The organism is Mycolicibacterium sp. XJ1819, from assembly GCF_053483675.1.
The window spans coordinates 1-26,011 of sequence record NZ_JBEFST010000012.1; the positions used below are offsets into that span (position 1 = coordinate 1).

A 26,011-nucleotide genomic window follows, 5' to 3' on the forward strand; every position below is an offset into this window, starting at 1 on the left:
CGTCGACGTCGTACACCACGTCTCTGAACTTGACCAGGAATCGACGGTGATGACAGCTGTGGATCGTCCACGTTGAAACCACACGGAGGTCCGCCGTAATTGGTGCGTTGCCAGTCAACGCCGTCCCCCTTCTTGTTGAGCGCCCCACTTGAGTCGCAACAGGTTGCGATCAAACGATCGGTTGAATATGATTTAGGCGTAACGGTGCCAGCTAGGAAAAATCTGGGAAGTAGAAACGTGGAGGTCAGATGCGGCCCAGAAACGTCGAGCCGCATGGTCGATGCGACGCCACGGTGACGCCGCAAACCCGACCGGCCTATCATTCAACCGATTGGTAGGCGTTGACCGGTGGCGGGCATCTAGTCCGTTCTTCGGCGTGGAGCTAGCTCATTGACGTTCGAAACGAAGTGAAACAGGTGTGGATAGCACGGCGACCCACACCAATGTTCGGCGAAAGGCACATAAGCATGCAACTGGCGCACGTAGCAAACCCGGTTGAATTGAATCTCGCAACATTGATCGAAAGGATCGGTGCTGCGGTATCTGAGCGCCCGGCCATCATTGAGCGACGGGCCACGATCACCTTCGCCGAATTCGTCGATCGCTCGCGTCGACTGGCATCGCTTCTGGCCGAGCGCGGCTTCGGCTGCTACCGAGAACGTAGCGAGCTGCGGGGCCACGAAGTCGGTCAGTCTCTGATGGGCCAGTACCTCTACAACGGATCTGAATACCTGGAAGGCATGATCGGCGCCTACCGCGCGAGGGTGGCGCCCTTCAACATTAACTATCGCTATGTCGCCGACGAGTTGGCATACCTGCTCAACGACGCCAGACCCCAGATCCTGCAGTACCACGCACAATTCGCCCCCGCCTTGGGCGAGGCGTTAGCGATGACAGATCTGCGGCCCTTGCTGCTTCAGGTCGCGGACGACTCGGGCCACGATCTGCTACCGACGGCCCTCGACTACCACGACACCTTGGCGGCAACTAAGCCGATCGCGCTCGCCGCTCCATCCGCCGATGACCTCTACGTTCTTTACACCGGAGGCACCACAGGGATGCCCAAGGGTGTCCTGTGGAGACAGGCCGATGTTGCCGTCACCACGATGGGGCTCATTGATCGGCGCAATGGCGAGGAGTGGCGGTCGGTTGAGGACGCCGTCGAGACAGCGCGACGACGCTCACCCGGACGCACGCTGCTGTGCGCACCGCTGATCCACGGCGCCTCGCAGTGGGGCGCCATGCAGACGTTGGGCCGGGGCGGCACGATCGTCATACCCGACAATGTGAAGACATTCGACGCTGCCGACGTGTGGGACACCGTTGCATGTGACGACGTAACGCAGATGGCGATCGTCGGGGAAGCATTTGCCGCCCCCCTGGCTGACGAGATCGAGCGTCGCCCCCGCGATGTGGCATCGTTGCGATACCTCGTAAGCGGCGGTGCCGCATTGAGGCCGGAGACTCGAGCACGAATCCTTGCTGCAGTACCAAACTTGACAGTGTTGGAAACAATCGGGTCCTCAGAAACCGGCATCCAGGGCAGCTCCATGGTCTCAGTGTCCTCGCCGCAACAAAAAAGCGAATTCACCCCCGATTCTCGAACGCGCGTCGTGTCGCAGGACTTCACGCACTTCCTCCAACCCGGGCACGACGGCACCGGTTGGCTGGCCTCCGCCGGACGAATCCCGTTGGGATACCTCGGCGACGAAGCCAAGACCGCCTCGTCTTACCCCGAGATCGAGGGCATTCGATTAAGCGTGCCCGGTGATCGCGCGCGCGTGACGGCGACCGGATCGATCGAGCTGTTGGGCCGCGACTCGACAACCGTCAACAGCGGCGGCGAGAAGATCTTCGTCGAAGAAGTCGAAAACGCAGTTCGCGACCATCCGGATGTCACTGATGCCGTCGTGTGCGGCCGGCCCAGCCAACGATGGGGCTCAGAGGTCGTGGCTATCGTGGCCGTGCGCGGAGATCACCACGACATTGAGCAAGACATCATCAATACGGCCAGCCGAAGAATTGCCCGGTACAAGCTCCCCAAAGCCGTCGTCGTTGTCGACCGCATCGAACGCGGACCCGCTGGCAAGCCCGATTACCGGTGGGCACTCGAAATTGCCGCTCAATCGCATCGACAACCGTAGGACAAAAGAGCATCAGGCACCCCGAACCGGCGGGGCACACCAAGAGAACCGATGCCACAGCCCACGAGCACGCACACCCCGCCGGCTGCGTTCACGCCGATGCCGCAGTCAGCGGGCCCTTGTGTTGTCCTCGCCGACATGGGGCCGTTTTCGGTGGGACGACTAAAAGTGCTTCGCGACAACAGGTTTGCGACCAACGGGTACCAGTCCAGTATTGCGCAATGAAGCTACGGAAGCCCTTGCGAACTCAATTCAACCGAACCGCTGCGATGACCAACGAGTGCAATACTCGCGGAATTAGGCAGCGGCAGAACAAAAACCGCCGATCGCGGCTCCGTCCGCGGCGCCTCGCCTGTACGAGGAGCAAGTAACGACACAGTGCCATCCCAGGTCAACCAATAACGTCCGGGTGGCAAGGGCAGGACGAACCAACCACCCCGATAGCTGACATGACCTGCGATCGCGGCTTCGAATCCACCTTGGCCGTGAACGATAACGCGCCAAGCGGTGTGATCCTGCAAGTTGACGAAACGATAGGCCCCGACCTGCGGCGTTGCCACAACGCGCCAAATTGGCGCTGCCTCCGCCGTCGAACTCATAGCAGGACCGCTCGTTTCGAAAGCCGACCAGTTGCTCGGCTACTGAAAGGTCTTGAAACAGCGCATACGCTGCCAGTCCGACGAATCGGTAGCGCGATGGCCTGGGGTGGCGAGGCAGGTAGGGCGAATCGGACTCCGGCCCGACGGTTCGCCGCGGTTTGTACCCACGTGACTGCTACCTGCTTCATACTCTACCGTTCGGTTGAATCATCCATTGTCCAAGTTGAGGTAAGTATAACCGGCCAGATCTATCAATTCCGTACAATCGCGGATTGATAAAGACGATCTAATTCAGCCGATCGGTTGATGCTCGGGCCGGTGCTGGGCAAGCAGTCGCCGACACGACGTGTTAGTCGACGAGTGCAGACCCGCCCTGCTCCGGAGGGCTGTTGCACCCTCGGCGAGTCCGTGGATGTGGCCGTACCCAACGACGTCCGACGCCTGCCGAAGCTGTGATCTTGCAATGGGAGCAGCTGCCCCTATCTGGAGGTCGATTATCGTCCGCCCGATAAGGGGTTGTGGACCAACGGTTTCGTTCAGCATTGACTGCATGGCACCTCGACGGTCACGGCGGCGCAACTTCCAATAGGAAGATCCTGATGCCCCAGGGCTTCTACGCGCCGCGAAACGCACATTGCCGACCTCAGCCATCTCCGGCCGGATCCTTCTATGCGTGGCCGTAGGCTCTGGTGCCCGGCACCATCAACTGTACGGGCCGAACAAGTGGGTGCTGTGACAGGTGCCGTCGCCGCTGAAAGGCAACGCCTCAGTGGGTCGTCAGGTTCTCGAACCTGTGGACATGCCTCGTGCGCGATGTGGCGCCGGGGATAGCGCGTAACTCTCGATGGGTTCGCGAATCAAACCCTCGGCGGTGTCGGCGCCGCACGCCGTCGGTGTAAGGCCCAGTATCTCGGTCGATCAGTTGACAGTATCGCCGCGTGCTTGGCCAGCGCCGACCAAGGATTGGTGCAACAGTGCAGGCAGACCCTCTCGCGCAGTTCACAATCCAACCAAATTAATATCGGTCGATCGATTGAGAATGGGTATAGCCTAGGGATCGATAGCCCGTACTCCCTCAGAGAGGTCTGAGGCAGACCCGCGTGGAGGTGTCATGACTGCGACAACCAATTCTCTAGATGCCGGACAGCGACTGGAGGTGCGCAATCCCGCAGACGGTCAGGTCGTCGGCGCTGTGGCCGTGCATACGGCCGAACAGGTCGCTGTGCTGGCCGACGAGCTGCGAGCCGCCCAACCGGAGTGGGAAGCCATCGGCGCGCGAGGCCGGGTCCGCCATCTTCGGGATTGGCTCGACTGGATCATGGACAACGAAGCTCGATTGCTCGATCTTGACCAGGCTGAAAGTGGCAAGTCGTGGGGCGATGCGGCCATCGAGACCTCCATTGGTGTCGAAATCATCAATTACATCGCCAAGCACGTTGACAAGTGGCTGGCCGACGAAAAGGTAGCGACCTACGGGCCGGCCAACATCACCAAGAAGCTGCGTGTGCACTATCGGCCACACCAGCTCGTCGGGATCATCACTCCGTGGAACGCGCCCCTGGGTATGCCCATGCTCGATGTGCCCTTTGCACTGGCTGCAGGAGCCGCTGTGCTGTCAAAGCCCTCCGAAGTCACGCCATTGACATGGGCCGAAGTAGTTCGCGGATGGCGGGAAGAAATCGGTGCACCGCCTGTGTTGGCGTGTGCGATCGGCGCAGGTACGACGGGAGCGGCCGTTGTCGACCTCGTTGACATGGTGCAGTTCACTGGTTCTACCCGCACTGGTCGCGCGATCGCGATCCGCGCGGCCGAGCGGCTCATTCCCTGCAGCCTGGAACTGGGCGGCAAGGATGCGATGGTCGTCCTCGATGACGCATCCGTTGACCGAGCGGTGGCAGCAGCGTTGTGGGGCGGCTTCTATAACTGCGGTCAAGCCTGCATCTCGGTCGAGCGAGTCTATGTGCACGACACGATTTATGACGAGTTCGTGACGAAACTCGCCGCCGAGGCGGCTGCCCTCAGGGTCGGTGTTGAAACCGACCGCTCGTTTACCAATGATGTCGGCGCTCTGGTGACTTCCGCGCAAGTCGACATCGTCGATCGACACATCAAAGACGCCGTTGCTAAGGGCGCGCGGCTTCTCAGCGGCGGCCAACGACGTCCACCCGGAAACTTCTATCTGCCCACCGTCCTCGTCGACGTCGACCACTCGATGACGTGCATGACCGAAGAAACTTTCGGCCCCATCCTTCCGGTGATGCGGGTCAGTTCCGAAGACGAGGCGATCCGCTTGGCCAATGACTCGACCTATGGGCTGTCGGGAAGCGTGTTCACCGCTGACGCCAAACGAGCGGTCCGAGTGGCGAAGCGACTCGAGACCGGTGGGGTGTCGGTCAATAGCGTCTTGGCAACCCTGTTTCAGTCACCGCTGCCCTTCGGCGGCTGGAAAGAATCCGGATTGGGAGCGCGGTTCGGTGGCGGTCAGTCCGTGCAGAAATATTGCAAGACACAGGCATTCGTCGCCGACCGCGTGTCGATCGGGACCAAGGAGCCACAGTGGTTCCCTCACACCGCTGTCAAGGGGCGCTTGATCAGCGGCGCGATCCGGCTTCTGGGCATGCGGGACTGGCGCCGTCGGCTAGGCCTCCAACCACGGTGAGTTTATCAAACGAGCGGTTGACTTCTACGCCGCAGTACAATTAAGGTATTGATACCTGGCAATCTCTGTGTCTCAGCCGTTAGGTTGACAGTATGTATGAGGATTGCCTCGGCTCAAAATTATCGACACCAACGCATCCAGTTTGGGACGGAAGGACAAGGCATGACCACGTTCGACAGGCGGACCGAAGGCCGCAGCGGATTGGAGATGGGTCTCGGCATCGGACCTGCGCACATGGACGGATGGCCCTACACCGACTTCGCTACCGGCTGGTATGTGATCGGCTACTCCAGCGAAATTAAGCCCGGCGAGGTCAAGCCCGCGAAGTGGTTCAACGACGATCTCGTGGTCTTCCGCACGGAGTCCGGTGTGCTGTCGGTTCTCGATGCCCATTGCCCACACATGGGCGCCCACCTCGGCAGGCCGTCCCCGGCGGAGTTCGGCGGAGGAGTCTGTGGTGAGAATGTCGCCTGCCCATTCCACGGATGGCTATGGGACACCGAAGGCAACAACGTCGAGATCCCCTATCGCCCAGGACAGCCGACCAAGGCTACGATCCGCAAGCGGCATGTCCGCGAGGTCGACGGCATCATTGTCATGTGGTACGACCATGCCCAGGGTGATCCAACCTATGAATGGCCGGGACTACCGTACTTCGGCGACAAGTCCAATTACTATCCGATCAACACCACGGTTGACGGCCCGTACCTGGCGAAACCACAATTCCCGTTCGAGAACAGCGCTGATCCCCACCATTTCAAGTACGTTCACGGCTCCTACCTCGACGCCGAGTTCTCCGACTACAACGTCGACGGCCATTACGCCGAGAATGTCATGCGGCTCATGTTCGGCGGCGGCAAGGAGAAGACTTGGCTGACGCCGAACGGCCCCGTTTTGGGCTATGTCGACAACTTCTTTTGGGGCGCCTCACTCGGAGTTGCCCGGTTCCGGATTGGTGACCTCGTGTGCATCCATCTGCCCGCGCTTACACCCGTCGACGACAACAACACGATCTTCTTTAGCACCGTTACCGGGACGCGGGAGCCCGGCGACGACGGCGATATCCCCCAAGGTCGAAGCGGAAAAATGATGGCGGCGCAGCACTGGCAGATCCGCAACGACTTCCACATCTGGCAGAACCAAAAATACATCGTCAAGCCGATCTTCACCGGGACTGAGGAACAGACCCGATACGCCTTCATTCGGCGGCACTTCGATCAGTTCTACCCCAACCCCGTCTACTCCACGAACGATGACAGCTAACCCGGTAGCCGTTTGGATGACCCCACTAGCTTCAGACTGCACCACGACGGACAATCCGCGGCCCAGGTGGCGGGCTTTGCAACATATTCTGAAAAGCTTCCAGGGCAACGTTTTTGAGCACTCGAGCAACCTCCACTTGAATTCCACTGTGATTGTGAAACGGCCCAAGATGGAGCAAGTCAAGGCGGTAAACAATGACGAGACCGTCACACCCGCGCTACTGCGGCGGCCGCCGTGTTGTGGCGACCTGGTCGCCGACTGTGCCGGGTATGGGCGCCAATCGCAGCGCACCGTCGGCAAAAGGGAAGGGCCCATGCCACGTTTCGTGCCCACCGTGAACTTCCTCAGGGTGCGGCGGAGTTAGGAGTGTGATGAAAGTAAGTGTCGACCCCACCGCGTGTGCCGGACATCGACGATGCGCCGCGCTGAGCCCGCGGCGTTTTCGATCTCGACGACCTCGGCTACGCCTTCGTGTCACACGAGGAGGTATCACTGCGTCTTGTCGAGCAGGCCACGCGTGGAGTTTAAGCGCGGCCCGAACGAGTCATCAGTCTCGAGAAGTAGGCCAGCCGATGATTGAAGGCAACACAGCACAACTGGTGGACACTTCCCCAGGACCGACACCCATGGCCGACATCGACCGAGCAGCACAACGCCCGACATCAGGGCCACGTCTTTTCGTTACGTATCGGAAAGGAAACGTGCGCGCTCACTCATTCGGGACGCTGGTGTAGCGCCATGCGCCTGCGCGATGACGATCAGCAAAGCGAGCTACGAACTCGGCTGCGAACATGGCTCCGTCAAACCGTCCCGCAGCTGCCTCCTGCACCCGACCACGACGATCACCAGGGCCGGCGAGCCTACGACCTCGACTGGCAACGACGGCTGTTCGACGCGGGATTCGCCGGAATGGATTGGCCAACTGAGTTCGGTGGCCAAGGTGGCACCGCGGCCGAACAGCTGATCTTCCTCGAGGAGACCGGACGCGCCGCCGCCCCCGGTGTGGGAGTCAACCTGGTGGGCCTCATGCACGCCGGACCGACTCTGATCGCCATGGCGCCGGAGGAGATCCGCGCCCGGCTGGTCCCACCGATACTGCGCGGAGAATCAGTCTGGTGCCAAGGTTTCAGTGAGCCCGGAGCTGGTTCGGACCTCGCCGCAATCAACACCCGCGCCGAGCGCGACGGAGACGAGTACGTGATCAGCGGCCAGAAGGTCTGGAGCACCAACGCCCACGTGGCGGACTGGTGCGAGATGGTCGTCCGCACCGACCCAAACTCTGTGGGACACAACGGGCTCTCATGGCTAGCGGTACCTATGGATTCCCCGGGGATCGATGTGCGTCCTATCCATACCATCGACGGCGGCGCCGACTTCTGCGAGGTATTTCTCGACGATGTGCGCTGCCCGGTGTCTAACAGGGTGGGCGAGGAAGGCGGCGGTTGGCAAGTCGCCATGACCACCCTGACCCAGGAACGATTACTCGCATTCACCGGCGATCTCGTCAAAGCCACCCGGCTCGCCGACGAACTTGTAGAACGCGTCGGCGCCAGTTCCGCCGAAGCGGCAGAACTGGCGCACCTCAGGGCAGAACTGGCTTCGGCGTGGGCGTTGCTGCGCCGCAACGTGTCAGCCTCGGCTCACGGCGAGGCGCCACGGTACGAAGTCTCGACATTCAAGCTCGGTTTCTCCACGCTGGCCAACCGGTTGGGAGCGTTTGCGGCGCCGATCGCGATCCGCGCCTTATCAGGCAAGGACCACCGATGGGCTGAAACAGCTCTGCGGCAACGTTTGTGGAGCTTTGCCTTCGAAATAGCCGGCGGCACTTCACAGATCCAGCGTGACATCATCGCTGAACGGCTGCTCGGTCTTCCCAGGAGTGCCCGATGAATCTTGAGGTCGACGATATCCAACGCGAACTCATCGCAGTGACCGCCGATGTCTGCAACGAGCACGCTAGGCGGTGGCAAACGAGCAGCAGCGACCACAGCGAAAGCGTGAGAGCGCTGGCCGATATCGGCGTCATCGGCGTACGCCACCCTGAACCACACGGCAGTGGACTTAGTGCAGTGGAAGCAGTTCTCGCAGCGATTGTTTGCGGTGCGGCTCTGGCACCCACACCGCTGATGGTATGGGCCGATCTGCTAGGGCAGGCATCACCAGAAGCGCTCCAGGGTTCGGCGACAGTGTCCGGCACGTTCGACCAGACACGCGGTGTCAGCTATGGCGGGCGCACCGACAAGTGCGTAATCGTGGGCGATGAAGGCGCGGTGCTTATCGATACTGCAACCTCAAGTTGGGAAGCACTGCCACACGTCGATCCAACAACCCCTCGCGCGATGATGGGCGACTCATCATCGACGACGACGGGTGTCCGCGTCGCCGACGTCGAAGAGGTCGACCGGTGGCGATGGCAGTTCGCCGCACTAGTGTCGGCACACCTTGTCGGCGTGGGTATCGGCGCCCTGCAAACGTCGGTAACGTTCGCCAACGAACGCCGCCAATTTGGCCGCCCGATCGGCTCTTTCCAAGCAATCAAGCACTTGCTGGCCGACACGTATACAAGCCTGGAGATGGCCCGCAGTCAGGTGCTTACCGCAGCACTGTGCTGGGCAGAGAATTATCGCGCCGCACCCGATCAAGCCTTCGCCGCCGCAGTCGTGGCAACGCCGGCGGCCATCCAGGCTGGGCAGACGGCCATACAGGTGCATGGCGGCATGGGGTTTACGGCAGAAGCGACGCCTCACCTGTACTACAAGCGTGCCCTGCAGCTCCAAGAGGAGCTGCAAGCCGCAGGTGTGGGCGCAGAGAGCTTGCTCCATCGAGATTTGTCCTTACACGGATAGTGCACACAGTCAGCAGACCGTCCGCGATGCACGTGCATTGGGCAGCGCGCACGTGAGTCGAAAGGTGTTGTGTCGGTGGTGAAGTCTCACGGTGCGCCGAAATCGAACCAGGAGGTCGGCGTCGCCAACCTGTTCGGTGTCGACCGCATCGACAGCGTGACATGGCGCAGTAGGCGCTGTGACCCGAAGGGAGGCCGTATGTATGGCGGAACTCTTTTGGCTCAGATGCTGACATCCGCCCGCGCTACCGCCTCACCCACTCTGCGCACCAGCAACGTCGACGCTCGATTCCTTCGGCCCGCCGATGGCGGACGTCCCGTCGACTACGTTGTCGACTCGGTTCACGACGGGGCATCGTCTGGCCTGCGACGCGTAACCGTAGTACAGGGCGACGCCATCGTCGCCGATGGCTCGGTTAGTTTCTACACGCCACGAGACGGCTGGGAGCACGGTCGCTGGCCAACCCCAGTACCTCCTGACGCGCTACCAGCCACCGGCACGCCCCACAAGTCGCGTGCGGTCACGTCAACAGACTTCGACATCAGGTTCCGCGATCGACGCGTAAATGGATCTCTAACCCGTCAGTTGTGGTTCCGTACGGCCGAACCGCAGCCGGCCGACATTGGAGTTCATGAAGCGGGCCTCGTCTTCGTTAGCGACATCTACTTCTTTGAACTTCTCTGCCTTGAACACGCCGTCGATGCCAGCGACCGTGCGTTGCGGTACGCAACCACCCACCACGTCGTGTGGCTCCACCGCACCCCCAGGATCGATGACTGGCTCCTGATCGAGTCGCTCTCGCCTGTGCAGAGCGGAGGCCGAGGCCTGGTCCGCGGCGAGGTGCGCGCCAAAGACGAGCGCCCGATCGCCACCGTTATCCAGGAGGCCGTCACGTGGACCAAAGACGACACGCAACGTGGCTGACGATGGGACCGCTGGCCCCCGAGCCATGGATCTCACCCCCCTCGCAGCTGTCCCGACTTTGTCAAACCTCGGCTGTGAGACCCCGGTCGGCTTCCCAGGCTCCGCGGGGCGCGTCTGGCGAGAGCGCTTGGCAGCAACTGCTGACGTTCAGCATGGGCGAATAATGGACGTTGCGCCGTCCGCGCGTGCTCCAGGGCGGCCGCGGGCAGTCCACCGACCTGTGCCCAGGGTTTGAGCCGCATCTGCGCCACCGACTGCGCCAGCAAAATATCTTGCCGCCGAATGCCAGCAGGACGGAGTTCACCAAAACGATAGAACCCTGCTGGCCAGAGCCCATCTGGGGCGTCCCTGTGTGGGCGACAACGTTGACTACCCAGTGATCGCTTTGGTGTCCCAGTAATAGGGACGAATCTCAACGATCTGCCCGTCCCGCACTTCCCAGACTTCAGCCACAGCGCTTCTCTCACCGTCACGCCCGCGGAACAGCAACGTGATCAGCCCCACCGCCCGAGGTCCGTCTACCACCAATTCTTCGACTTCAAGCCCGGTCATATCGAAGGTCTCGAACACGTATGTCAGCGCCTGCAACACGTTCTCAAGGCCCCGATGAACACCACCGTTCGCCAGGCTGGCAGGTTCATGCAGGACCACATCCGGATGCAAGAGCTTAACGATGGCCGGCATGTCTAATGTGCGGGCGGCTTCATAGGCTGCAGCGATCACCGCACGGGTTGTCGTGGTTTCCTGCGACAGCATCTCTGACATAGTTCTCCCTTCCTGACCATTGAGATCCCAGACTATCAGGCTAATAAAACGATCATTTGAAATCTTATCCGGCAGGCTCGATCCGTTGTGACGGATGCTGACGGGCTTCACAACTATGAGAATGTATGCGCACGCGTGGCCAGCCGAACATATCCGAGTTGGCGGCAGGGGCAGAGACCCGAACTTTCCTTCGGCAGTTCCAACCGATCATTTGGCTAATATGCCCTGCGGACAGACCTCGGGCCCACGATGTCCTCGACCTGACTGCGGCTCAGCGGAGTGGTCGGATCGATGAACCGAGCCCCTTTCGGGTGTGCGATGTCCTCCAGGATGATCACCGACCGCCAGGACTTCTCGTCGTAGGCGCCCCAATACCCCGTCGGAGTCTCAAATCTTCGTCTGCGGCAACAAATCCATGAAGAATGGCGTCTCTCCAGCGAGCGATCCGAGTCCGGGCAGAACAATTGTCGGGAACAGCTTGTTGTTCGCTCCGAAGCGCACAGGGGCGGTGGCCGGCGCGCCTCGCTGACGTCTGAGCTACGGCCGGTCGGCGGGGCCGGGCGCCAGCGACGAGCACTCCTGCATGGCCTGTTGCCACGTCTCCGCGGGCACGCCGGGCGGCGGTCCGACCGCCGGGCCCGGTGCCGCCGGAACGCCGTGCTCGCCCAGACAGTGCGCCAGCGAGCCGTGTTCGGTGGGCGCGACCGACGGGCTGGGCTGCTGGGCCGGTGGCTCGGAGCCACACCCCGCGAGAATTGCCGCCGCGCTCAGGCACGCGGCCAACCAGGTGATGCGCACTAGCCGGCGAACCTCGACAACCGCGCCGACAGATGTGGAACCAGCCCGCCGTCGGCGTCGACGCGTTCCTCGACGTAGGCCAGGTCACCGCCCTCGACGATGCCGTAGAGGCGCTTGGCGCCGCCGACCAGCTTCCCCGACTTGCTGCGCGCCAGGGCGTCGGTGGCCAGTTCCCACGACGCCTGGTTGCGCGGATAGCCGTAGAACAGCTCGACGTAGCCCGCCGAGTGGGCCAGCAGCACCTCGATGGCCTGCGCCTCGGACGGGTCGGCGGGGTCGTTGACGAACCGCCAGAAGCCCGACTCCCGCAGCGCGGGCCCTTCGTACTCGCCGGTGTCGGTCAGCCGCCAAGAGCGTGACTCCCAGATCAGGTAGTCGCCGCCGTCGTGGGAGACCACGATCTGCTGGCCGAACCGGTAGTCACCCTGCGGGTCGTTGCCCTCACCCTCGCCGCGCCAGACGCCCACTAGCGGTAGCAGCGCCAGCAGCGCGTCGCTGAGGTCCGCGCCCTCTCGCAGGTTCGCGGTGTCGGACGGCGCGGGCAGATCGGCGAAAACCGGAATGTTGCGCGCGGCAGTGATTTTCGCCCTTTCGGCCGCGGCCGCGACGGCTTCGTCGCCGGACGTCACGACTCGTCGGTGATCAGCCGGTACAACGTGTACAGCGCAAACCAGGTGATGACCACCACCGCGGCCACCAACAACACCTCGAAGAACAACACCACGGCGTCGAGTCTAGATGCAAAGGCCTTGACCGCCGAACGTGAGCTTGCGTGCGAGATTTTCGACGATCTTCGAACACAAGCTCACGTTCGAGCTCAACTGGTCAGGCGACCTTGACGTCGACCTCGTGGATGCCGGCACCCGACGGCGCCACGCTGGCGTCGCCGTTGCCCGCGGGCGACAGGGCCCGCAGCGTCCAGGTGCCGGGCGCGGCGAAGAACCGGAAGTCACCGGTGGCCGATGCGACGACCTCCGCGGTGAACTCGTCGGAGGCGTCCAGCAGACGCACGAACGCGCCGCCGACGGCCTGACCGGACCCATCGACCACGCGGCCGGTGATCACGGTCTCCTTCTCGAGGTCGACGTTGGTGGGCAACGTCAGGCCTTGCTTAGGTGCAGAGCACATATCAACTTCCCAACTCGATCGGGGCCCCCACCAGGGAGCCGTATTCCGTCCAACTTCCGTCGTAATTCTTGACGTTCTCGTGGCCCAGCAGCTCCTGCAGCACGAACCAGGTATGCGACGAACGCTCACCGATGCGGCAGTAGGCGATGGTCTCCTTCTGACCGTCCAGGCCGGCCTCGGCGTAGATCTTGGCCAGCTCCTCATCGGACTTGAAGGTGCCGTCCTCGTTGGCGGCCTTGCTCCACGGAACGTTGATCGCGCTGGGGATATGCCCCGGGCGCTGGCTTTGTTCCTGCGGCAGGTGCGCCGGTGCGAGGATCTTGCCCGAGAACTCGTCGGGCGAACGCACGTCGACGAGGTTCTTGGTGCCGATGGCCTCGATCACCTCGTCGCGGAACGCCCGGATGCTGTTGTCGGGCTGCCTGGCCGTGTAGGTGGTGGCGGGCCGGTTCGGCACCTCCTTGACCAGTGGGCGCCCGTCGAGCTCCCACTTCTTGCGGCCGCCGTCGAGCAGCTTGACGTTCTCGTGCCCGTACAGCTTGAAATACCAGTACGCATACGCCGCGAACCAGTTGTTGTTGCCGCCGTAGAGGATCACGGTGTCGTCGTTTGAGATACCGCGTTCGGACAGCAGCTTGGAGAACTGCTCGGCGTCGACGAAATCACGTCGCACCGGATCCTGCAGATCGGTCTTCCAGTCGATCCGCACGGCCCCTTCGATGTGACCGTGCTCGTATGCGCTGGTGTCCTCGTCGACCTCGACGAAAACGATGTTCGGCGCGTTGAGATTGCTCTCGGCCCAGTCGGTCGAGACTAGGACGTCGGCGCGTGCCATACGCGTGTTCCTTTCACTTACTTGGGTTTTGACGATTCATGCGGGGAACGGATTGTGGCGTAGCCGGGCCACGACCGGGTAGATCTGGCAGCCGAGGCAGACGCCGAAGGCCGCGTTGAGGAACGCGGCGACGAGCGCGAACGCCGTCGCGAGAAGACCCAGCAGCGCGACGCCGACGGCGAAGCCGACCACACCGGTCGCGGCGAACACCAGACCGACCGCCTGGGCGAACCTCAGCGGGGGCACAGGTTCCTTCTCGGTGACCGGGCCGAGGCGTGGCGCCACCAGGCGGGCGAACAGCACGCCGTAGGGATGGCTGCGCGGTCCGCGCCACGCGCCGATCCCGAACACCACCGCCTGCGCGGCCAGCACCACCGCGGCGGTGATCGGACTGAGAGTCGACACCAACAGCACGGCGGCCAGTACGCCGGTGGTGACCCAGGCCGTGAACCGGGGACCGCGCACGTCCACCTGGTCGACCTGCTGGCCGGCAGTGGTGTTGGTGGTATTGGTCGGCATGTTTGTGCTCCTGTTGTGTCGTTTCGGCTGGACTGAAGGGGATGCCGGACCGCAAGGGGTCCGCTCCCGAGCGCGGCGCGAACAGACGCGCGGCTACTCAGCAGCTACAGCAACAACAGCAAGAACCCGCAACGCGGCACAGATCTACTGCGCGGCGCTTGGTGAGCATCGGCTCGAGGCGGGCGGACACGCCGCACAGCTTACCCAATGACATCGCGCTCAGGCCAACAGCGGTGCCAGCGCCGAGCGCAGGTCAGCGGCTTTGGGCACCCCGTGGGTGCGGAATCGGGGCCGTCCGTCGGCGTCACAGATGATCGTGGTCGGCAGCGACAGCACCGAAAGCCGCCTGGCCGCTTCCGGATTGGCGTCCATGTCGATCTCGACATGCGCGATTCCGGGCGACTCGTCGCAGACCTGCTCGACCACCCGCCGCACAGCCACGCAGGGCCCGCACCACGGCGCCGAGAAGTGCAGAATCGTCGGCCCGGACCTCGACAACCCCAGATCGCTGGTGTCCACGTCGGCCGCCGCCTCGCTGCCCTTGAGCAGCCCGGCGCGCAGCGTCAGCAGCCTGCCGATCACGAAGGCCACCCCCAACGCGCCGACGAGTACGGCCACGGCCGGCATCCACGACGAGCTCATGACAGGTTGAACTCGTCGAGGGCCACGGTTACTCCCTCGGCGATGCCCTCGATGATGATGTCGGAGCCCCGGGCCCCCTGGGCGGTCGGCGCCAACCCGAACGGCAGCTTCTGGCCCGGCAGCTCCGCGGAGAACGCCGCCAGCACCGCGGCCTGCTTGTCCTCGGGCACCGACTGGTCGGCGGTGCCCGGACCGGTCAGTACCCCCGTGGCGGTCAGCACCAGCGTGGTCTGCTCGGGTCCCTCGATGGACAGGTCGACGGCGATGCTGACCTTCTCGTGGTAGCCGGCCTTGTCGGGAGTTCCGGTGAACACCACGCCTTCGCTGCCCGAGATGCCCGATTCGGTGGTCCCCCCGGTGGCGTCGTTGCTCTCCCGCGTCGGCGCCTCGACCAGCAGATCGGGGATCCCCATGAACCGGCCGACATGGGTGGAATCGATGATGATCCGGCTCTCGGCCTTGTCGACCGGCAACTTCGCGTCCGGACCGACCAGCCAAGACGCCTCGGCGAGGTCGATTTCGTGCAGGGTGGTCTCCAGGGCCACTTTCCCGACCACCGGGTGATCGACGCCACTGGCCCTGATCTCGATCTCGTCGTAGTGGCGGTCGGCGGCCTGGATGCTGAACGGAAACCCGAGGATGGCCACCGACGGGTCGTGCTGCAGGTCGGCGGCCGTGCGCACGCTTTTGGCCAGGCGATATTCGGCGTAGATGGCGGCGCCGAAATCGGCGCCGATCGCGCCGACGACCACGGCGACCACCGTCGCCAGCACGCCGATCAGCAGCTTGCGCATCCGCACATTCTGTCCCACGGGCTGCGGCACGCTATCGTTAGATGGCTATCGGCCGGATGACGGCCGTGTGTCAGGCATGAATCTGGGAAGTCACCGACCGACATCGTTGTCCAGGCGAGGTCCCTTGGCTGTTGGAGGGCCAGTTGGATCTACTGCTACTGACCGCCGATCCGCACCCGGAGAACGTGCTGCCGTCGTTGGCTCTGCTCGGCCACACGGTGCGCACGGCCCCGACCGAGGTGTCCTCACTGCTGGAGGCGGGTAACGCCGACGTCGCGATCGTCGACGCCCGCACCGACCTCGCCGCGGCCAGGGGCCTGTCTCGGCTGCTGGGCGCCACGGGCACCTCGGTGCCGGTGGTCGCCGTGGTCAACGAGGGCGGGCTGGTCGCGGTCAGCGTCGAATGGGGCCTCGACGAGATCCTGCTGCCGGGTACCGGGCCCGCCGAGATCGACGCCCGGCTGCGGCTGCTGGTCGGCCGCCGCGGCGGTGCGGCCAACCAGGAGAACGTCGGCAAGATCAGCCTCGGTGAGCTCGTCATCGACGAGGGGACCTACACCGCTCGGCTGCGCGGACGTCCGCTGGACCTCACCTACAAGGAATTCGAGCTGCTGAAGTACCTGGCCCAGCATGCCGGCCGGGTGTTCACCCGCGCCCAGCTGCTGCAGGAGGTCTGGGGCTACGACTTCTTCGGCGGCACCCGCACCGTCGACGTGCACGTGCGGCGCCTGCGCGCCAAACTCGGGCCGGAGTACGAGTCGCTGATCGGCACCGTGCGCAACGTCGGCTACAAGGCGGTTCGCCCCGCCCGCGGCCGACCGTCCCCGTCCGAGCTGGCCGACGACGTCGACGACGACGCGCCGCATGAATCCATGCCCGACGCGGTACCCGACTCGCTGGCTGACCCGCTGCGTAGCCAGTGACGTCGCTGCAGTGGCGCACCCGGCTGTCCGCCGACGACCAGGGCGCGATTCGTGAGCTGATCGACGCGGCCACCGCCGCCGACGGCGTGGCGCCCGTCGGTGAGCAGGTGCTGCGGGAGTTGGCGCACGACCGCACCCGCCACCTGCTCGCGGTCGAGGACGGCACGCTGGTCGGCTACCTCAACCTGACGCCCGAACCGGCGATGGCCGAACTCGTGGTGCATCCGCGCTCCCGGCGCACCGGGGTCGGCGCGGCGTTGGCCCGTGCCGGACTGGCCGAGGGCGGCGCGGGCACCCGAATCTGGGCGCACGGCAACCTCGAGTCCGCCCGCGCCACCGCGGCGTCGCTGGGCCTGGTCGTCGTCCGGGAACTGCTGCAGATGCGGCGGCCGCTTTCCGACCTGCCGTCCGTGGCGGTCCCCGACGGCGTGCGGATCAGGACCTACGCGGGCCCTGACGACGACGCCGAACTGTTGCGGGTCAACAACGCCGCGTTTGCGTGGCACCCCGAGCAGGGCGGGCTGACCGACAACGACATCGCCGAGCGCCGCGGCGAAGCGTGGTTCGACCCCGAAGGCCTGTTTCTGGCCGTCGACGCCACCACCGACAAGTTGCTGGGATTTCACTGGACCAAGATCCACTCCGGTGACCTCGGTGAGGTCTACGTCGTCGGCGTCGATCCCGCCGCGCAGGGCCGCGGCCTCGGCGGGGTGCTCACCCTCGTCGGCCTGCATCACCTGGCCTCGCGGCTGTCGGCGAGTCCCCAGCCCACGGTGATGCTCTACGTCGAGGCGGACAACTCCGCGGCGGTCAAGACCTATCAGAAGCTGGGCTTCGAGATCTTCTCGGTCGACGCGGCCTACGCGGCCGCACAGTGAATTAGCCCACCTGTTCACCGCCCGTTCACCTGTCATCCGCGAGCAGTCCACCACGGCCGCATACGTTGCCGGAGGGTTCAGGACGTCTTCAGGCATCGAACGAAAGTGGGATAAGTGAAGCTCAACTGCATGGGCAGGGGCGTGGGCGGGCCGCTGACGACGATCGTGGCCGCGTCGGCCGTCGCGGCGCTGGCGCTGTCGGGTTGCGGCAGCGACAACGTGCCGATTCCCAACACCGGTGGTGACGGGGCCGCCGCGGCCGAATGTGACGGCAAGAACCAGATCACCGGCGAGGGCTCGACCGCGCAGCAGAATGCCGTCGCGGTGTTCAACCAGGCGTGGGGCCGGCAGTGCCAGGGCAAGAACATGTCCTACAACCCGACCGGCTCGGGCGCGGGCCGTCAGCAGTTCATCGCCGGTCAGGTCGACTTCGCGGGATCGGACTCACCGCTGTCCGAGGAGCAGGTGCAGCCGGCCGCGGCACGCTGCGACGGCAACCCGGCATGGCACCTGCCGCTGGTCTTCGGGCCCGTGGCGATGGCCTACAACCTCGACGGGGTCGACTCGCTGGTGCTCAGCGGCGACCTGCTCGCCAAGATTTTCTCCGGCCAGATCACCAGGTGGAACGATCCGGCGATCGCCGCGCTCAACGAGGGCGCCGCGCTGCCCGAGGCCGACATCACCCCGATCTACCGGTCGGACTCTTCGGGCACCACCGACAACTTCCAGAAGTATCTGGCCGCCGCGGCCCCTCAGAGTTGGACCAGGGGTGCGGGTTCGGAGTTCCAGGGCGGCATCGGCGAGGGTGCGCAGAAATCGGCCGGTGTGGTGCAGGCCGTGCAGGCCACCCCCGGCGCCATCGGGTACGTGGAGAAGGGCTTCGCCGAGCAGGCCGGGGTGCCGTTCGCGCAGATCGACAGCGGCGTGGGTGCGGTCGAGCTGACCGACGAGTCCGCGGGAAAGGCGATCGACGCGGCCCAGTTCACCGGCGAGGGCAATGACCTTGTGCTGGACCTGAACTCGCTCTATGGCGCCAAGGAGCCGGGGGCCTATCCGCTGGTGCTGGCGACGTATGAGATCGTCTGCTCGGCGGGCTACGACCAGCCCACCTCGGCCGCGGTGAAGTCGTTTCTGGCTGCGGCCGCTTCCGAGGAGGGCCAGGCCGGCCTGCCCGCCGCCGGGTACGTCCCGCTGCCCGACCGCTTCAAGGAGCGGTTGCTGACCGCCGTCGACGCAATTCAGTAACCGAGCCTGCGAAGCGGCGCGGAAGCGGTAAGGATGGACACCAAAAGCGTGAGCGATAGGGCCGATGTGACAACGCCGAATCCCGCCGATGCCGGTTCGGGTGCGGCGATGGCCCAGCCGTTCGGGGAGCCCGACCCGCTGTCCACCGATCCCTCGAAGAACGCCAAGGTGCGCTGGGGGGACCGGATCTTCCGCGGACTCGCGGAGGGCTCGGGCGTCCTCATCATCGCGCTGATCGCCGCGATCGGGTTCTTCCTGCTGTGGCGGGCGATTCCCGCGCTGGCCCGCAACGAGGAGAACTTCTTCCTCTACGGCGGCAACTGGGTCACCACCGACACCTCCGCGATGCGCTTCGGCATCCTCGACCTGCTGCAGGTCACGGTGTTCGTGTCGGTGTTCGCGCTGGTGCTGGCGATGCCGGTGGCGTTGGGTATCGCGATCTTCTTGACCCAGTACGCGCCACGGCGGGTCGCCGGTCCGCTGGCCTACATGGTGGACCTGCTGGCCGCGGTGCCGTCGATCATCTACGGCGTATGGGGCCTGTATGTGCTGGCGCCGGTGATCGCGCCGTTCGCGCAGTGGCTGAACACGAACCTGGGCTGGCTGTTCTTGTTCGAGACGGGCAGCGCATCGGTGGTCGGCGGCGGCACGATCTTCACCGCGGGCATCGTGCTGGGCGTGATGATCCTGCCGATCATCACCGCGGTCACCCGCGAGGTGTTCGTGCAGACGCCCCGCGGGCAGATCGAGGCGGCGCTGGCGCTGGGCGCCACCCGCTGGGAGGTCGTCCGCACCACCGTCCTGCCGTTCGGCATGTCCGGTTACATCAGCGGCGCCATGCTCGGGCTCGGTCGCGCGCTGGGCGAGACGATCGCCCTGTTGATCATCCTGCGCGGCACCCAGCAGGCGTTCGGGTGGTCGCTGTTCGACGGCGGCTACACCTTCGCCAGCCTGATCGCCTCTGCCGCTTCGGAATTCAACGATCAATTCAAGGCGGGCGCCTACATCTCGGCCGGCCTGGTGCTGTTCATCCTGACGTTCGTGGTGAACTCGCTGGCGCGGGCCGCGGTCGCCGGGAAGGGCGCGAAATGACCACGACGCTGGACCGGCCGGTCAAGGCCACCACCTTCCAGGGCGTCAGCCTGCGCCGCAAGCTCACCAACCACCTCGCCACGGTGCTGGTGACGCTGTCGGTGCTGGTGGCCCTGGTGCCGCTGCTGTGGGTGTTATACTCCGTGATCACCAAGGGCGCCAAGATGATCGCCTCGCCGGACTGGTTCTGGTACTCGCAGGCCGGTATGACGGCGTTTCAACCGGGTGGCGGTGTCTACCACGCGATCGTGGGCACGCTGCTGCAGGGCCTGGTCTGTGCGGTGATCTCGATTCCGATCGGGGTGTTCGTCGCGATCTATCTGGTGGAGTACGGCGGGGGCACCCGGCTGGGCAAGGTGACCACGTTCATGGTCGACATCCTCACCGGCGTGCCGTCGATCGTGGCCGCCCTGTTCATCTACGCGCTGTGGGTCGCCACGCTGGGCTTCGAGCGGTCGGGGCTGGCGGTGTCGCTGTCGTTGGTGCTGTTGATGATCCCGGTCATCGTGCGCGCCACCGAGGAGATGCTGCGCATCGTGCCGATGGATCTGCGTGAGGCCAGCTACGCCCTTGGGGTGCCGAAGTGGAAAACCATTGCGCGCATTGTCATTCCGACGGCACTGTCGGGCATCGTCACCGGTATCATGCTGGCGCTGGCGCGCGTGATGGGCGAGACGGCGCCGCTGTTGATCCTGGTCGGCTACGCGCAGGCCATCAACTTCGACATGCTGCACGGGTTCATGGGCTCCTTGCCCGGCATGATGTACGACCAGACCTCGGCGGGGGCGGGCGCCAATCCGGTGCCCACCGACCGACTCTGGGGGGCGGCGCTGACGCTCATCCTGCTGATCGCGATTCTCAACGTCGGGGCGCGCTTCCTTGCGAAGCTGTTCGCCCCCAAGAAGGTTTAGGAGAACCGACCGTGGCCAAGCGCTTGGACCTCAAGGGCGTCAACATCTACTACGGCGCATTCCACGCCGTCGCCGACGTCGAACTGTCCGTACCGCCGCGCGCGGTGACGGCCTTCATCGGCCCGTCCGGCTGTGGCAAGTCGACGGTGCTGAGAACCCTCAACCGCATGCACGAGGTCATCCCGGGCGCCCGCGTCGAGGGCTCGGTGCTGCTCGACGGTGAGAACATCTACGCCCCGGGCGTGGACCCGGTCGGCGTGCGCAAGACCATCGGCATGGTGTTCCAACGACCGAATCCCTTTCCCACCATGTCGATTCGCGACAACGTGGTGGCGGGACTGAAGTTGCAGGGGATGCGCAACAAGAAGACGCTCGACGAGGTCGCCGAGCGTTCGCTGCGGGGGGCCAACCTGTGGACGGAGGTCAAGGACCGGCTCGACAAGCCGGGCGGTGGCCTCTCGGGTGGTCAGCAGCAGCGGCTGTGCATCGCGCGCGCGATCGCCGTGCAGCCCGATGTGCTGTTGATGGACGAACCGTGCTCCGCGCTGGATCCGATCTCCACTCTGGCCATCGAGGATCTGATCTCGAACCTCAAGCAGGACTTCACGATCGTGATCGTCACGCACAACATGCAGCAGGCCGCCCGGGTCAGCGATCAGACCGCGTTCTTCAACCTCGAGGCCACCGGGAAGCCGGGCCGGCTGATCGAGATCGACGACACCGAGAAGATCTTCTCCAACCCCAGCCAGAAGGCCACCGAAGACTACATATCGGGCCGCTTCGGCTGACCCCGTTCACTGTCGCCGAACTGCCGCGCGAACGTTGATTACCGCGCGAGAAATCCCCAGATTCTCGCGCGGTAATCAACGTTCGCGCGGGGGGTGGTGCTAGCTGGGGGCGCGCAGGTCTTCCTCTTCGGGCAGCTTGCCGGTGACCTGGAAGATGACCCGGCGGGCCACCTCGACGGCGTGGTCGGCGAAGCGTTCGTAGAACCTGCCGAGCAGCGTCACGTCGACCGCGGCCGCCACGCCGTGCTTCCATTCCTTGTCCATCAGCACGGTGAACAGATGCCGATGCAGATCGTCCATCGCGTCGTCTTCTTCGCCGATCCTCGCGGCCTTCTCCGGATCGCGGGTCAGCAGCACCTCCTGGGCGCTGTTGCCCAATTCGACTGCCAGCCTGCCCATCTCGGCGAAGTAGCCGTTGACCTCCTCGGGCAGCGCGTGCTGGGGGTGGCGACGGCGCGCGATCTTGGCGACATGCAACGCCAGGGCGCCCATCCGGTCGACGTCGGCCGCGATCTGGATCGAGCTGACGATCGCGCGCAGATCCCCGGCCACCGGCGCCTGCAGCGCCAGCAGCACGAACGCGGATTCTTCAGCCTCTGCGCTCATCGTCGCGATCTGCTGGTGGTCGCTGATCACCTGTTCGGCCATCGCGAGATCGGCCTGCAGCAGGGCCTGGGTGGCGCGTTCCATGGCCGCACCCGCCAGCCCGCACATCTCGCCGAGTAGCTCCGTCAGCTGGTCCAGTTGCTCGTGGTACGCCGTCCTCATGTGCACAGCCTACGTAGGAAGCGGGTGGAACTCACGACGTCGCGGTGAACGAGAGGTGAATGCCTGCTTGCCTGGACGTCAATGCGCCGGCGTCATTCGCAGGCGGTGTCGGCCGCGTTGACCACGGTCAGGTCCTCGGGCAGGTCCGCGGTGGTGACGCTGCGGCTACCGCGCACCACGTGCACCTGGACGGGAGAGCCGCTCGGCGACGGCGGGCTGACCGAGTAGAAGTCGGTACCGAGCACGACCTGCACGACATCGCCCATCCCGGTGATCCGCTCGACGGTGGGGTTGGCGAACGCCGACGCGACGGTTGCGGCGGCCTCCTCGTTACCGGGCGAGAAGAACACGGTCGTGTGGTCCAGCGGGCCCGGGTAGTCGTCGGGAGTGGTGACGTTGAAGCCGTGGGTCTGCAGTTGGTTCGCGGTGGAGGCGCCGAGGCCGGACTGGCCGGTCGAGTTCGACACCTGCACGGTGATGTCCTGCGGGTTGGTGGTGACCGCGTTGACCAGTTCGGCCGACGGCGCGGAGTCGTGGGCCGGCGCCTCGCTCACCGAGGACTCGGGAGTACCGGGCACCGGGGTGTTGTCGGCGTTCTTCTCCTCGGGCAGCGGCAGGTCGTTGATGATCGCGTCGAACAGGGCGCGGTTGTCGTCCACCCGCAACTGCTCGTTGCCCCATTCGTCCATGTAGCCGGTGGTCGGCACGGTCAGGAAGGTGATCCGGCCCGCCGCGATGCCCTGCACCGACTGGCCCAGCGTGACAAGGTCCTTGGTGTTCATGTTGTCGACGTAGCTGTCCTCGATGAACATGTTGACGACGTTGTTCAGCTTCGACAGCGAGAAGAACACTTCCTTGGAGATCATCGAGCGCAACAGCGACGACAAGAACAGCTGCTGGCGCTTGATGCGGCCGTAGTCGCCGTTGACCTCGGTGGTGACCTGCCGGGCCCGCACGTAATTCAGCGCGGTGTGGCCGTCGACGACCTGCCTGCCCGCGCGGGACAGCACGGTGCCCAGTTCATAGTCCACCAGCGGTTCGGTGGTGCACACCTCGACGCCGCCGAGCGCATCGACCATCTTGGAGAACCCGGCGAAATCGACTGCCATGAAACGGTTCACCGACAGGCCGGACAGTTTCTGGATGACCTTCACCAGGCACTTGGGGCCGCCGACGGAGTACGCCGAGTTCAGCTTGTACTCCGTGTAGACCTCGTCGGGCCCGTAGCTCTGGGACTGCTCGTCATAGATCGGGCCGTATTCACCGGTCACCGGATCCCACGGCTCGCACAGCATCGGCTCGATTTCGAGGTCACGCGGAAACGACACGGCCACAACACGTTCCCGACTGGCCGGGATGTTCACCAGCATCACCGTGTCGGATCGCGAGCCCGCGGCGTCCTCGGTGGTGCCCGCGCCGATCTGTTGGTTCTCGCCGAACCGGCTGTCCACCCCGACGATCAAAAAGTTCTCGTCACCGAACTGGGCGTTGGGGTCGACGATGTCGCGCGAGTCCGGGTCCAGCGCGGAGATCCGGTTGAGCATGTTGTTCTTGGCCGACTGCCACTGCCACGCCCCGCCGGTCATCGCCAGGGCCAGCACCGCCAGCAGCGCTGCGGCGACCCGGCCCGCCGCCCTGGTCTTGCGGTGGCCACCGCGGGGCGGGCGCCGGTCGGCGGGTGCCCGCGGCGCGCCGACCCGGGTGGGCGGCGTCCGGTCGGCGGATCGGCGACGGTTCAGATCGGGCAGCTCCGAGGCGACGGCTACCGCAGCGGGGAACACCTCGGTGTCGGCGTCGTCCGGATCGGGACCGGTCTGAGCGGGCACCGCCTCGATGATCTGTGTCACCGCGGGCGGCGGATCGGCCTCGGGCCGGCGCCGCCGAAGCTTGGGCGGGACGGCGTGGTCACCGCTGAGCTTGGCGATCAGGTCGGCGACCGTGACGCCGTCGGTGTGGCTGCCTGCCGGCCTGGGATTCTCGGTGTCGTCACGATTGGATCGCGGCGCACGTTCCCACGGCGCGGCGGCTGGTGAGGGGCGTGCGCTTCGGGTAAGCCATTGGTTGGCGTCGCCGGAACCATGCGGAGATGACGAGTCGCCCTGGCCGCGCGGGCCAGGCGCGTTCTCGCCGTCACTCATGCTTTTTCCGGCCTCCGACTCTTCAGCAGCCATGCGCGCCAGTGCGCATTGACGTGCGCAGTGCGTTGCCGCATTTCACGGCGCACCGCGTGACTCCACAACGGAGCCATTTACAGACAGGCTTCATATCGTACTGAGGCATCCTGAGAGATGTGATGTCGGAGTCGTCTCGGTATCGGTACGACTTCGCGACAACCGCCGCGTCGCACTAGCCGCCCGAGTGCATGACCTCGGCGCCCGCGGGCACCGTGCAGTCGTCGGGGTCGCTCAGCCAGCCCTCCGGTAAGGACACCGCCGCCGCCGAGCCCTGCCGCCCCCTCGGGCCCGTCGCGGCGGCCGGGAACGGCACCGCCGGGTCGAGTTGCTCCAGCAGCGCGGTCAGCTCGTCGAGCGTCTTGACCAGCGCCAACGCCCGGCGTAACTCGGCGCCGGCGGGGAAGCCGTGCAGGTACCAGGCGACGTGTTTGCGCATGTCACGCATGCCCTTGTCCTCGCCGAAGTGGTCGGCGAGCAGCTGTCCGTGCCGCAGGATGATCGCTGCGACCTCGCCGAGCGTGGGGGGCGTGGCAGGGGTGGTGCCGGTGAACGCCGCCGACAGCTCGGCGAACAGCCACGGCCGGCCCAGACATCCGCGGCCGATCACCACCCCGTCACAACCGGTGGCCGCCATCATCGCCACGGCGTCGTCGGCCTCGAAGATGTCGCCGTTGCCCAGCACCGGGATGCCGCGGACATGCTGCTTGAGCTGCGCGATCTGCTCCCAGTCGGCTTGTCCGGAGTAGCGCTGGGCGGCCGTGCGGGCGTGCAGCGCCACCGCGGCCGCACCCTCCTCGGCGGCGATCCGTCCCGCATCGAGGTGGGTGTGATGGTCGTCGTCGATGCCGATGCGGAACTTCACCGTCACCGGGATGTCGGTGCCCTCGGTGGCCTTGACCGCGGCGGCCACGATCTGGCCGAACAGCCGCCGCTTGTACGGCAGGGCGGCGCCGCCGCCGCGCCGGGTCACCTTGGGCACCGGGCAGCCGAAGTTCATGTCGATGTGGTCGGCGAGCCCCTCGTCGGCGATCATCCGCGCCGCGGCGAACGTGTTGTCCGGGTCCACCGAGTACAGCTGCAGCGACCGCGGGGATTCGTCGGGCGCAAAGGTCACCATGTGCATGGTCGCCGGGTGGCGCTCGACCAGTGCGCGCGCGGTGACCATCTCGCACACGTACAGGCCGCTGACCGTGCCGGCCCGGGCCAGTTCCAGTTCGCGGCACAGCGTGCGGAATGCGACGTTGGTCACACCGGCCATCGGGGCCAGCACGACCGGACTGCGCAGCCCGATGGGGCCGATGCGCAGCGCGACCCGT

At 65.0% G+C, this 26,011-nt stretch carries 24 protein-coding genes; 12 read left to right on the forward strand and 12 right to left on the reverse strand.

Features of this window, described 5'->3' with window-relative positions; all coding sequences use genetic code 11:
- The first annotated feature begins 467 nt into the window (after positions 1-467).
- The 6 genes from ABQE89_RS14350 (at position 468) to ABQE89_RS14375 (ending at position 10,435) form a co-directional block, all read left to right on the forward strand.
- Positions 468-2,144 (forward strand): AMP-binding protein, encoded by a 1,677-nt coding sequence (locus tag ABQE89_RS14350; RefSeq protein ID WP_448417612.1) that lies wholly within the window; start codon positions 468-470, stop codon positions 2,142-2,144.
- Between the two features lie 1,710 nt (positions 2,145-3,854).
- A complete protein-coding gene (locus tag ABQE89_RS14355) occupies positions 3,855-5,402 on the forward strand; it encodes an aldehyde dehydrogenase family protein (RefSeq protein WP_448417614.1) in 1,548 nt (515 codons plus the stop codon).
- Between the two features lie 162 nt (positions 5,403-5,564).
- Positions 5,565-6,665 (forward strand): Rieske 2Fe-2S domain-containing protein, encoded by a 1,101-nt coding sequence (locus ABQE89_RS14360; protein WP_448417616.1) that lies wholly within the window; start codon positions 5,565-5,567, stop codon positions 6,663-6,665.
- A 738-nt stretch (positions 6,666-7,403) separates the two neighbouring features.
- Positions 7,404-8,555, forward strand: a complete 1,152-nt coding sequence (locus ABQE89_RS14365; protein WP_448417618.1) for an acyl-CoA dehydrogenase family protein — start codon at positions 7,404-7,406, stop codon at positions 8,553-8,555.
- A complete protein-coding gene (locus ABQE89_RS14370; RefSeq protein WP_448417620.1) occupies positions 8,552-9,511 on the forward strand; it encodes an acyl-CoA dehydrogenase family protein in 960 nt (319 codons plus the stop codon). The genes ABQE89_RS14365 and ABQE89_RS14370 overlap by 4 nt, the downstream gene beginning before the upstream one ends.
- A 69-nt stretch (positions 9,512-9,580) precedes the next feature.
- The gene (locus tag ABQE89_RS14375; RefSeq protein WP_448417622.1) at positions 9,581-10,435 is read left to right on the forward strand and encodes an acyl-CoA thioesterase; all 855 of its coding nucleotides are present in this window, start codon (positions 9,581-9,583) and stop codon (positions 10,433-10,435) included.
- 369 nt (positions 10,436-10,804) lie between these two features.
- On the opposite strand, the gene ABQE89_RS14380 is transcribed toward ABQE89_RS14375, so the two are convergent.
- The 9 genes from ABQE89_RS14380 to lmeA form a co-directional block, all read right to left on the reverse strand.
- Positions 10,805-11,311: a nuclear transport factor 2 family protein gene (locus tag ABQE89_RS14380; protein ID WP_448417624.1), complete on the reverse strand. Its 507-nt coding sequence runs from the start codon at positions 11,309-11,311 to the stop codon at positions 10,805-10,807.
- Positions 11,312-11,737: 426 nt separating this feature from the next.
- Positions 11,738-11,998, reverse strand: coding sequence for a hypothetical protein (locus ABQE89_RS14385; RefSeq protein WP_448417626.1), 261 nt, complete (start codon positions 11,996-11,998; stop codon positions 11,738-11,740).
- Positions 11,998-12,627: a heme-binding beta-barrel domain-containing protein gene (locus ABQE89_RS14390; RefSeq protein WP_448417628.1), complete on the reverse strand. Its 630-nt coding sequence runs from the start codon at positions 12,625-12,627 to the stop codon at positions 11,998-12,000. Before ABQE89_RS14390 ends, ABQE89_RS14385 begins: the two co-directional genes overlap by 1 nt.
- Positions 12,628-12,823: 196 nt before the next feature.
- Positions 12,824-13,126, reverse strand: coding sequence for a DUF1416 domain-containing protein (locus tag ABQE89_RS14395; RefSeq protein ID WP_448417630.1), 303 nt, complete (start codon positions 13,124-13,126; stop codon positions 12,824-12,826).
- A gap of 1 nt (position 13,127) precedes the next feature.
- Positions 13,128-13,961: a sulfurtransferase gene (locus tag ABQE89_RS14400; protein ID WP_448417632.1), complete on the reverse strand. Its 834-nt coding sequence runs from the start codon at positions 13,959-13,961 to the stop codon at positions 13,128-13,130.
- A 36-nt stretch (positions 13,962-13,997) separates the two neighbouring features.
- Entirely contained in the window at positions 13,998-14,480 is a 483-nt protein-coding gene (locus ABQE89_RS14405) for a DUF4395 domain-containing protein (protein ID WP_448417634.1), read from the reverse strand.
- A 97-nt stretch (positions 14,481-14,577) separates the two neighbouring features.
- Positions 14,578-14,694, reverse strand: coding sequence for an Ms5788A family Cys-rich leader peptide (locus tag ABQE89_RS14410; protein ID WP_448417636.1), 117 nt, complete (start codon positions 14,692-14,694; stop codon positions 14,578-14,580).
- 5 nt (positions 14,695-14,699) lie between these two features.
- Positions 14,700-15,122 (reverse strand): thioredoxin family protein, encoded by a 423-nt coding sequence (locus ABQE89_RS14415; RefSeq protein WP_448417638.1) that lies wholly within the window; start codon positions 15,120-15,122, stop codon positions 14,700-14,702.
- The gene (gene lmeA / locus ABQE89_RS14420) at positions 15,119-15,916 is read right to left on the reverse strand and encodes a mannan chain length control protein LmeA (protein WP_448417640.1); all 798 of its coding nucleotides are present in this window, start codon (positions 15,914-15,916) and stop codon (positions 15,119-15,121) included. The genes ABQE89_RS14415 and lmeA overlap by 4 nt, the downstream gene beginning before the upstream one ends.
- A 143-nt stretch (positions 15,917-16,059) precedes the next feature.
- On the opposite strand from lmeA, the gene ABQE89_RS14425 reads away from it, so the two are divergent.
- The 6 genes from ABQE89_RS14425 to pstB all read left to right on the forward strand — a co-directional run bounded on the left by ABQE89_RS14425 (position 16,060) and on the right by pstB (position 21,753).
- On the forward strand, positions 16,060-16,839 hold the full coding sequence (locus tag ABQE89_RS14425; protein ID WP_448417642.1) for a winged helix-turn-helix transcriptional regulator: 780 nt from the start codon (positions 16,060-16,062) through the stop codon (positions 16,837-16,839).
- Positions 16,836-17,717: a mycothiol synthase gene (gene mshD / locus ABQE89_RS14430; RefSeq protein ID WP_448417644.1), complete on the forward strand. Its 882-nt coding sequence runs from the start codon at positions 16,836-16,838 to the stop codon at positions 17,715-17,717. The genes ABQE89_RS14425 and mshD overlap by 4 nt, the downstream gene beginning before the upstream one ends.
- Before the next feature lie 114 nt (positions 17,718-17,831).
- Positions 17,832-18,962, forward strand: coding sequence for a phosphate ABC transporter substrate-binding protein PstS (gene pstS / locus ABQE89_RS14435; RefSeq protein WP_448417646.1), 1,131 nt, complete (start codon positions 17,832-17,834; stop codon positions 18,960-18,962).
- A gap of 33 nt (positions 18,963-18,995) precedes the next feature.
- Positions 18,996-20,054, forward strand: a complete 1,059-nt coding sequence (gene pstC / locus ABQE89_RS14440) for a phosphate ABC transporter permease subunit PstC (RefSeq protein ID WP_448417648.1) — start codon at positions 18,996-18,998, stop codon at positions 20,052-20,054.
- Positions 20,051-20,965 (forward strand): phosphate ABC transporter permease PstA, encoded by a 915-nt coding sequence (gene pstA / locus ABQE89_RS14445; protein ID WP_448417650.1) that lies wholly within the window; start codon positions 20,051-20,053, stop codon positions 20,963-20,965. Before pstC ends, pstA begins: the two co-directional genes overlap by 4 nt.
- A gap of 11 nt (positions 20,966-20,976) precedes the next feature.
- Complete coding sequence (gene pstB / locus ABQE89_RS14450; RefSeq protein WP_448417652.1) at positions 20,977-21,753, forward strand: phosphate ABC transporter ATP-binding protein PstB; 777 nt, start codon at positions 20,977-20,979, stop codon at positions 21,751-21,753.
- Positions 21,754-21,852: 99 nt separating this feature from the next.
- Here pstB and phoU read toward each other — a convergent pair whose 3' ends face one another.
- From phoU to dusB, 3 genes are all read right to left on the reverse strand, one after another.
- A complete protein-coding gene (gene phoU, locus ABQE89_RS14455; RefSeq protein WP_448417654.1) occupies positions 21,853-22,521 on the reverse strand; it encodes a phosphate signaling complex protein PhoU in 669 nt (222 codons plus the stop codon).
- Positions 22,522-22,613: 92 nt separating this feature from the next.
- Positions 22,614-24,659, reverse strand: coding sequence for an LCP family protein (locus ABQE89_RS14460; RefSeq protein ID WP_448418010.1), 2,046 nt, complete (start codon positions 24,657-24,659; stop codon positions 22,614-22,616).
- A 208-nt stretch (positions 24,660-24,867) separates the two neighbouring features.
- Positions 24,868-26,001 carry a tRNA dihydrouridine synthase DusB gene (gene dusB / locus ABQE89_RS14465; protein WP_448418012.1) on the reverse strand — a complete coding sequence of 378 codons (1,134 nt, stop codon included), beginning with the start codon at positions 25,999-26,001 and terminating at the stop codon, positions 24,868-24,870.
- Positions 26,002-26,011: the final 10 nt, after the last annotated feature.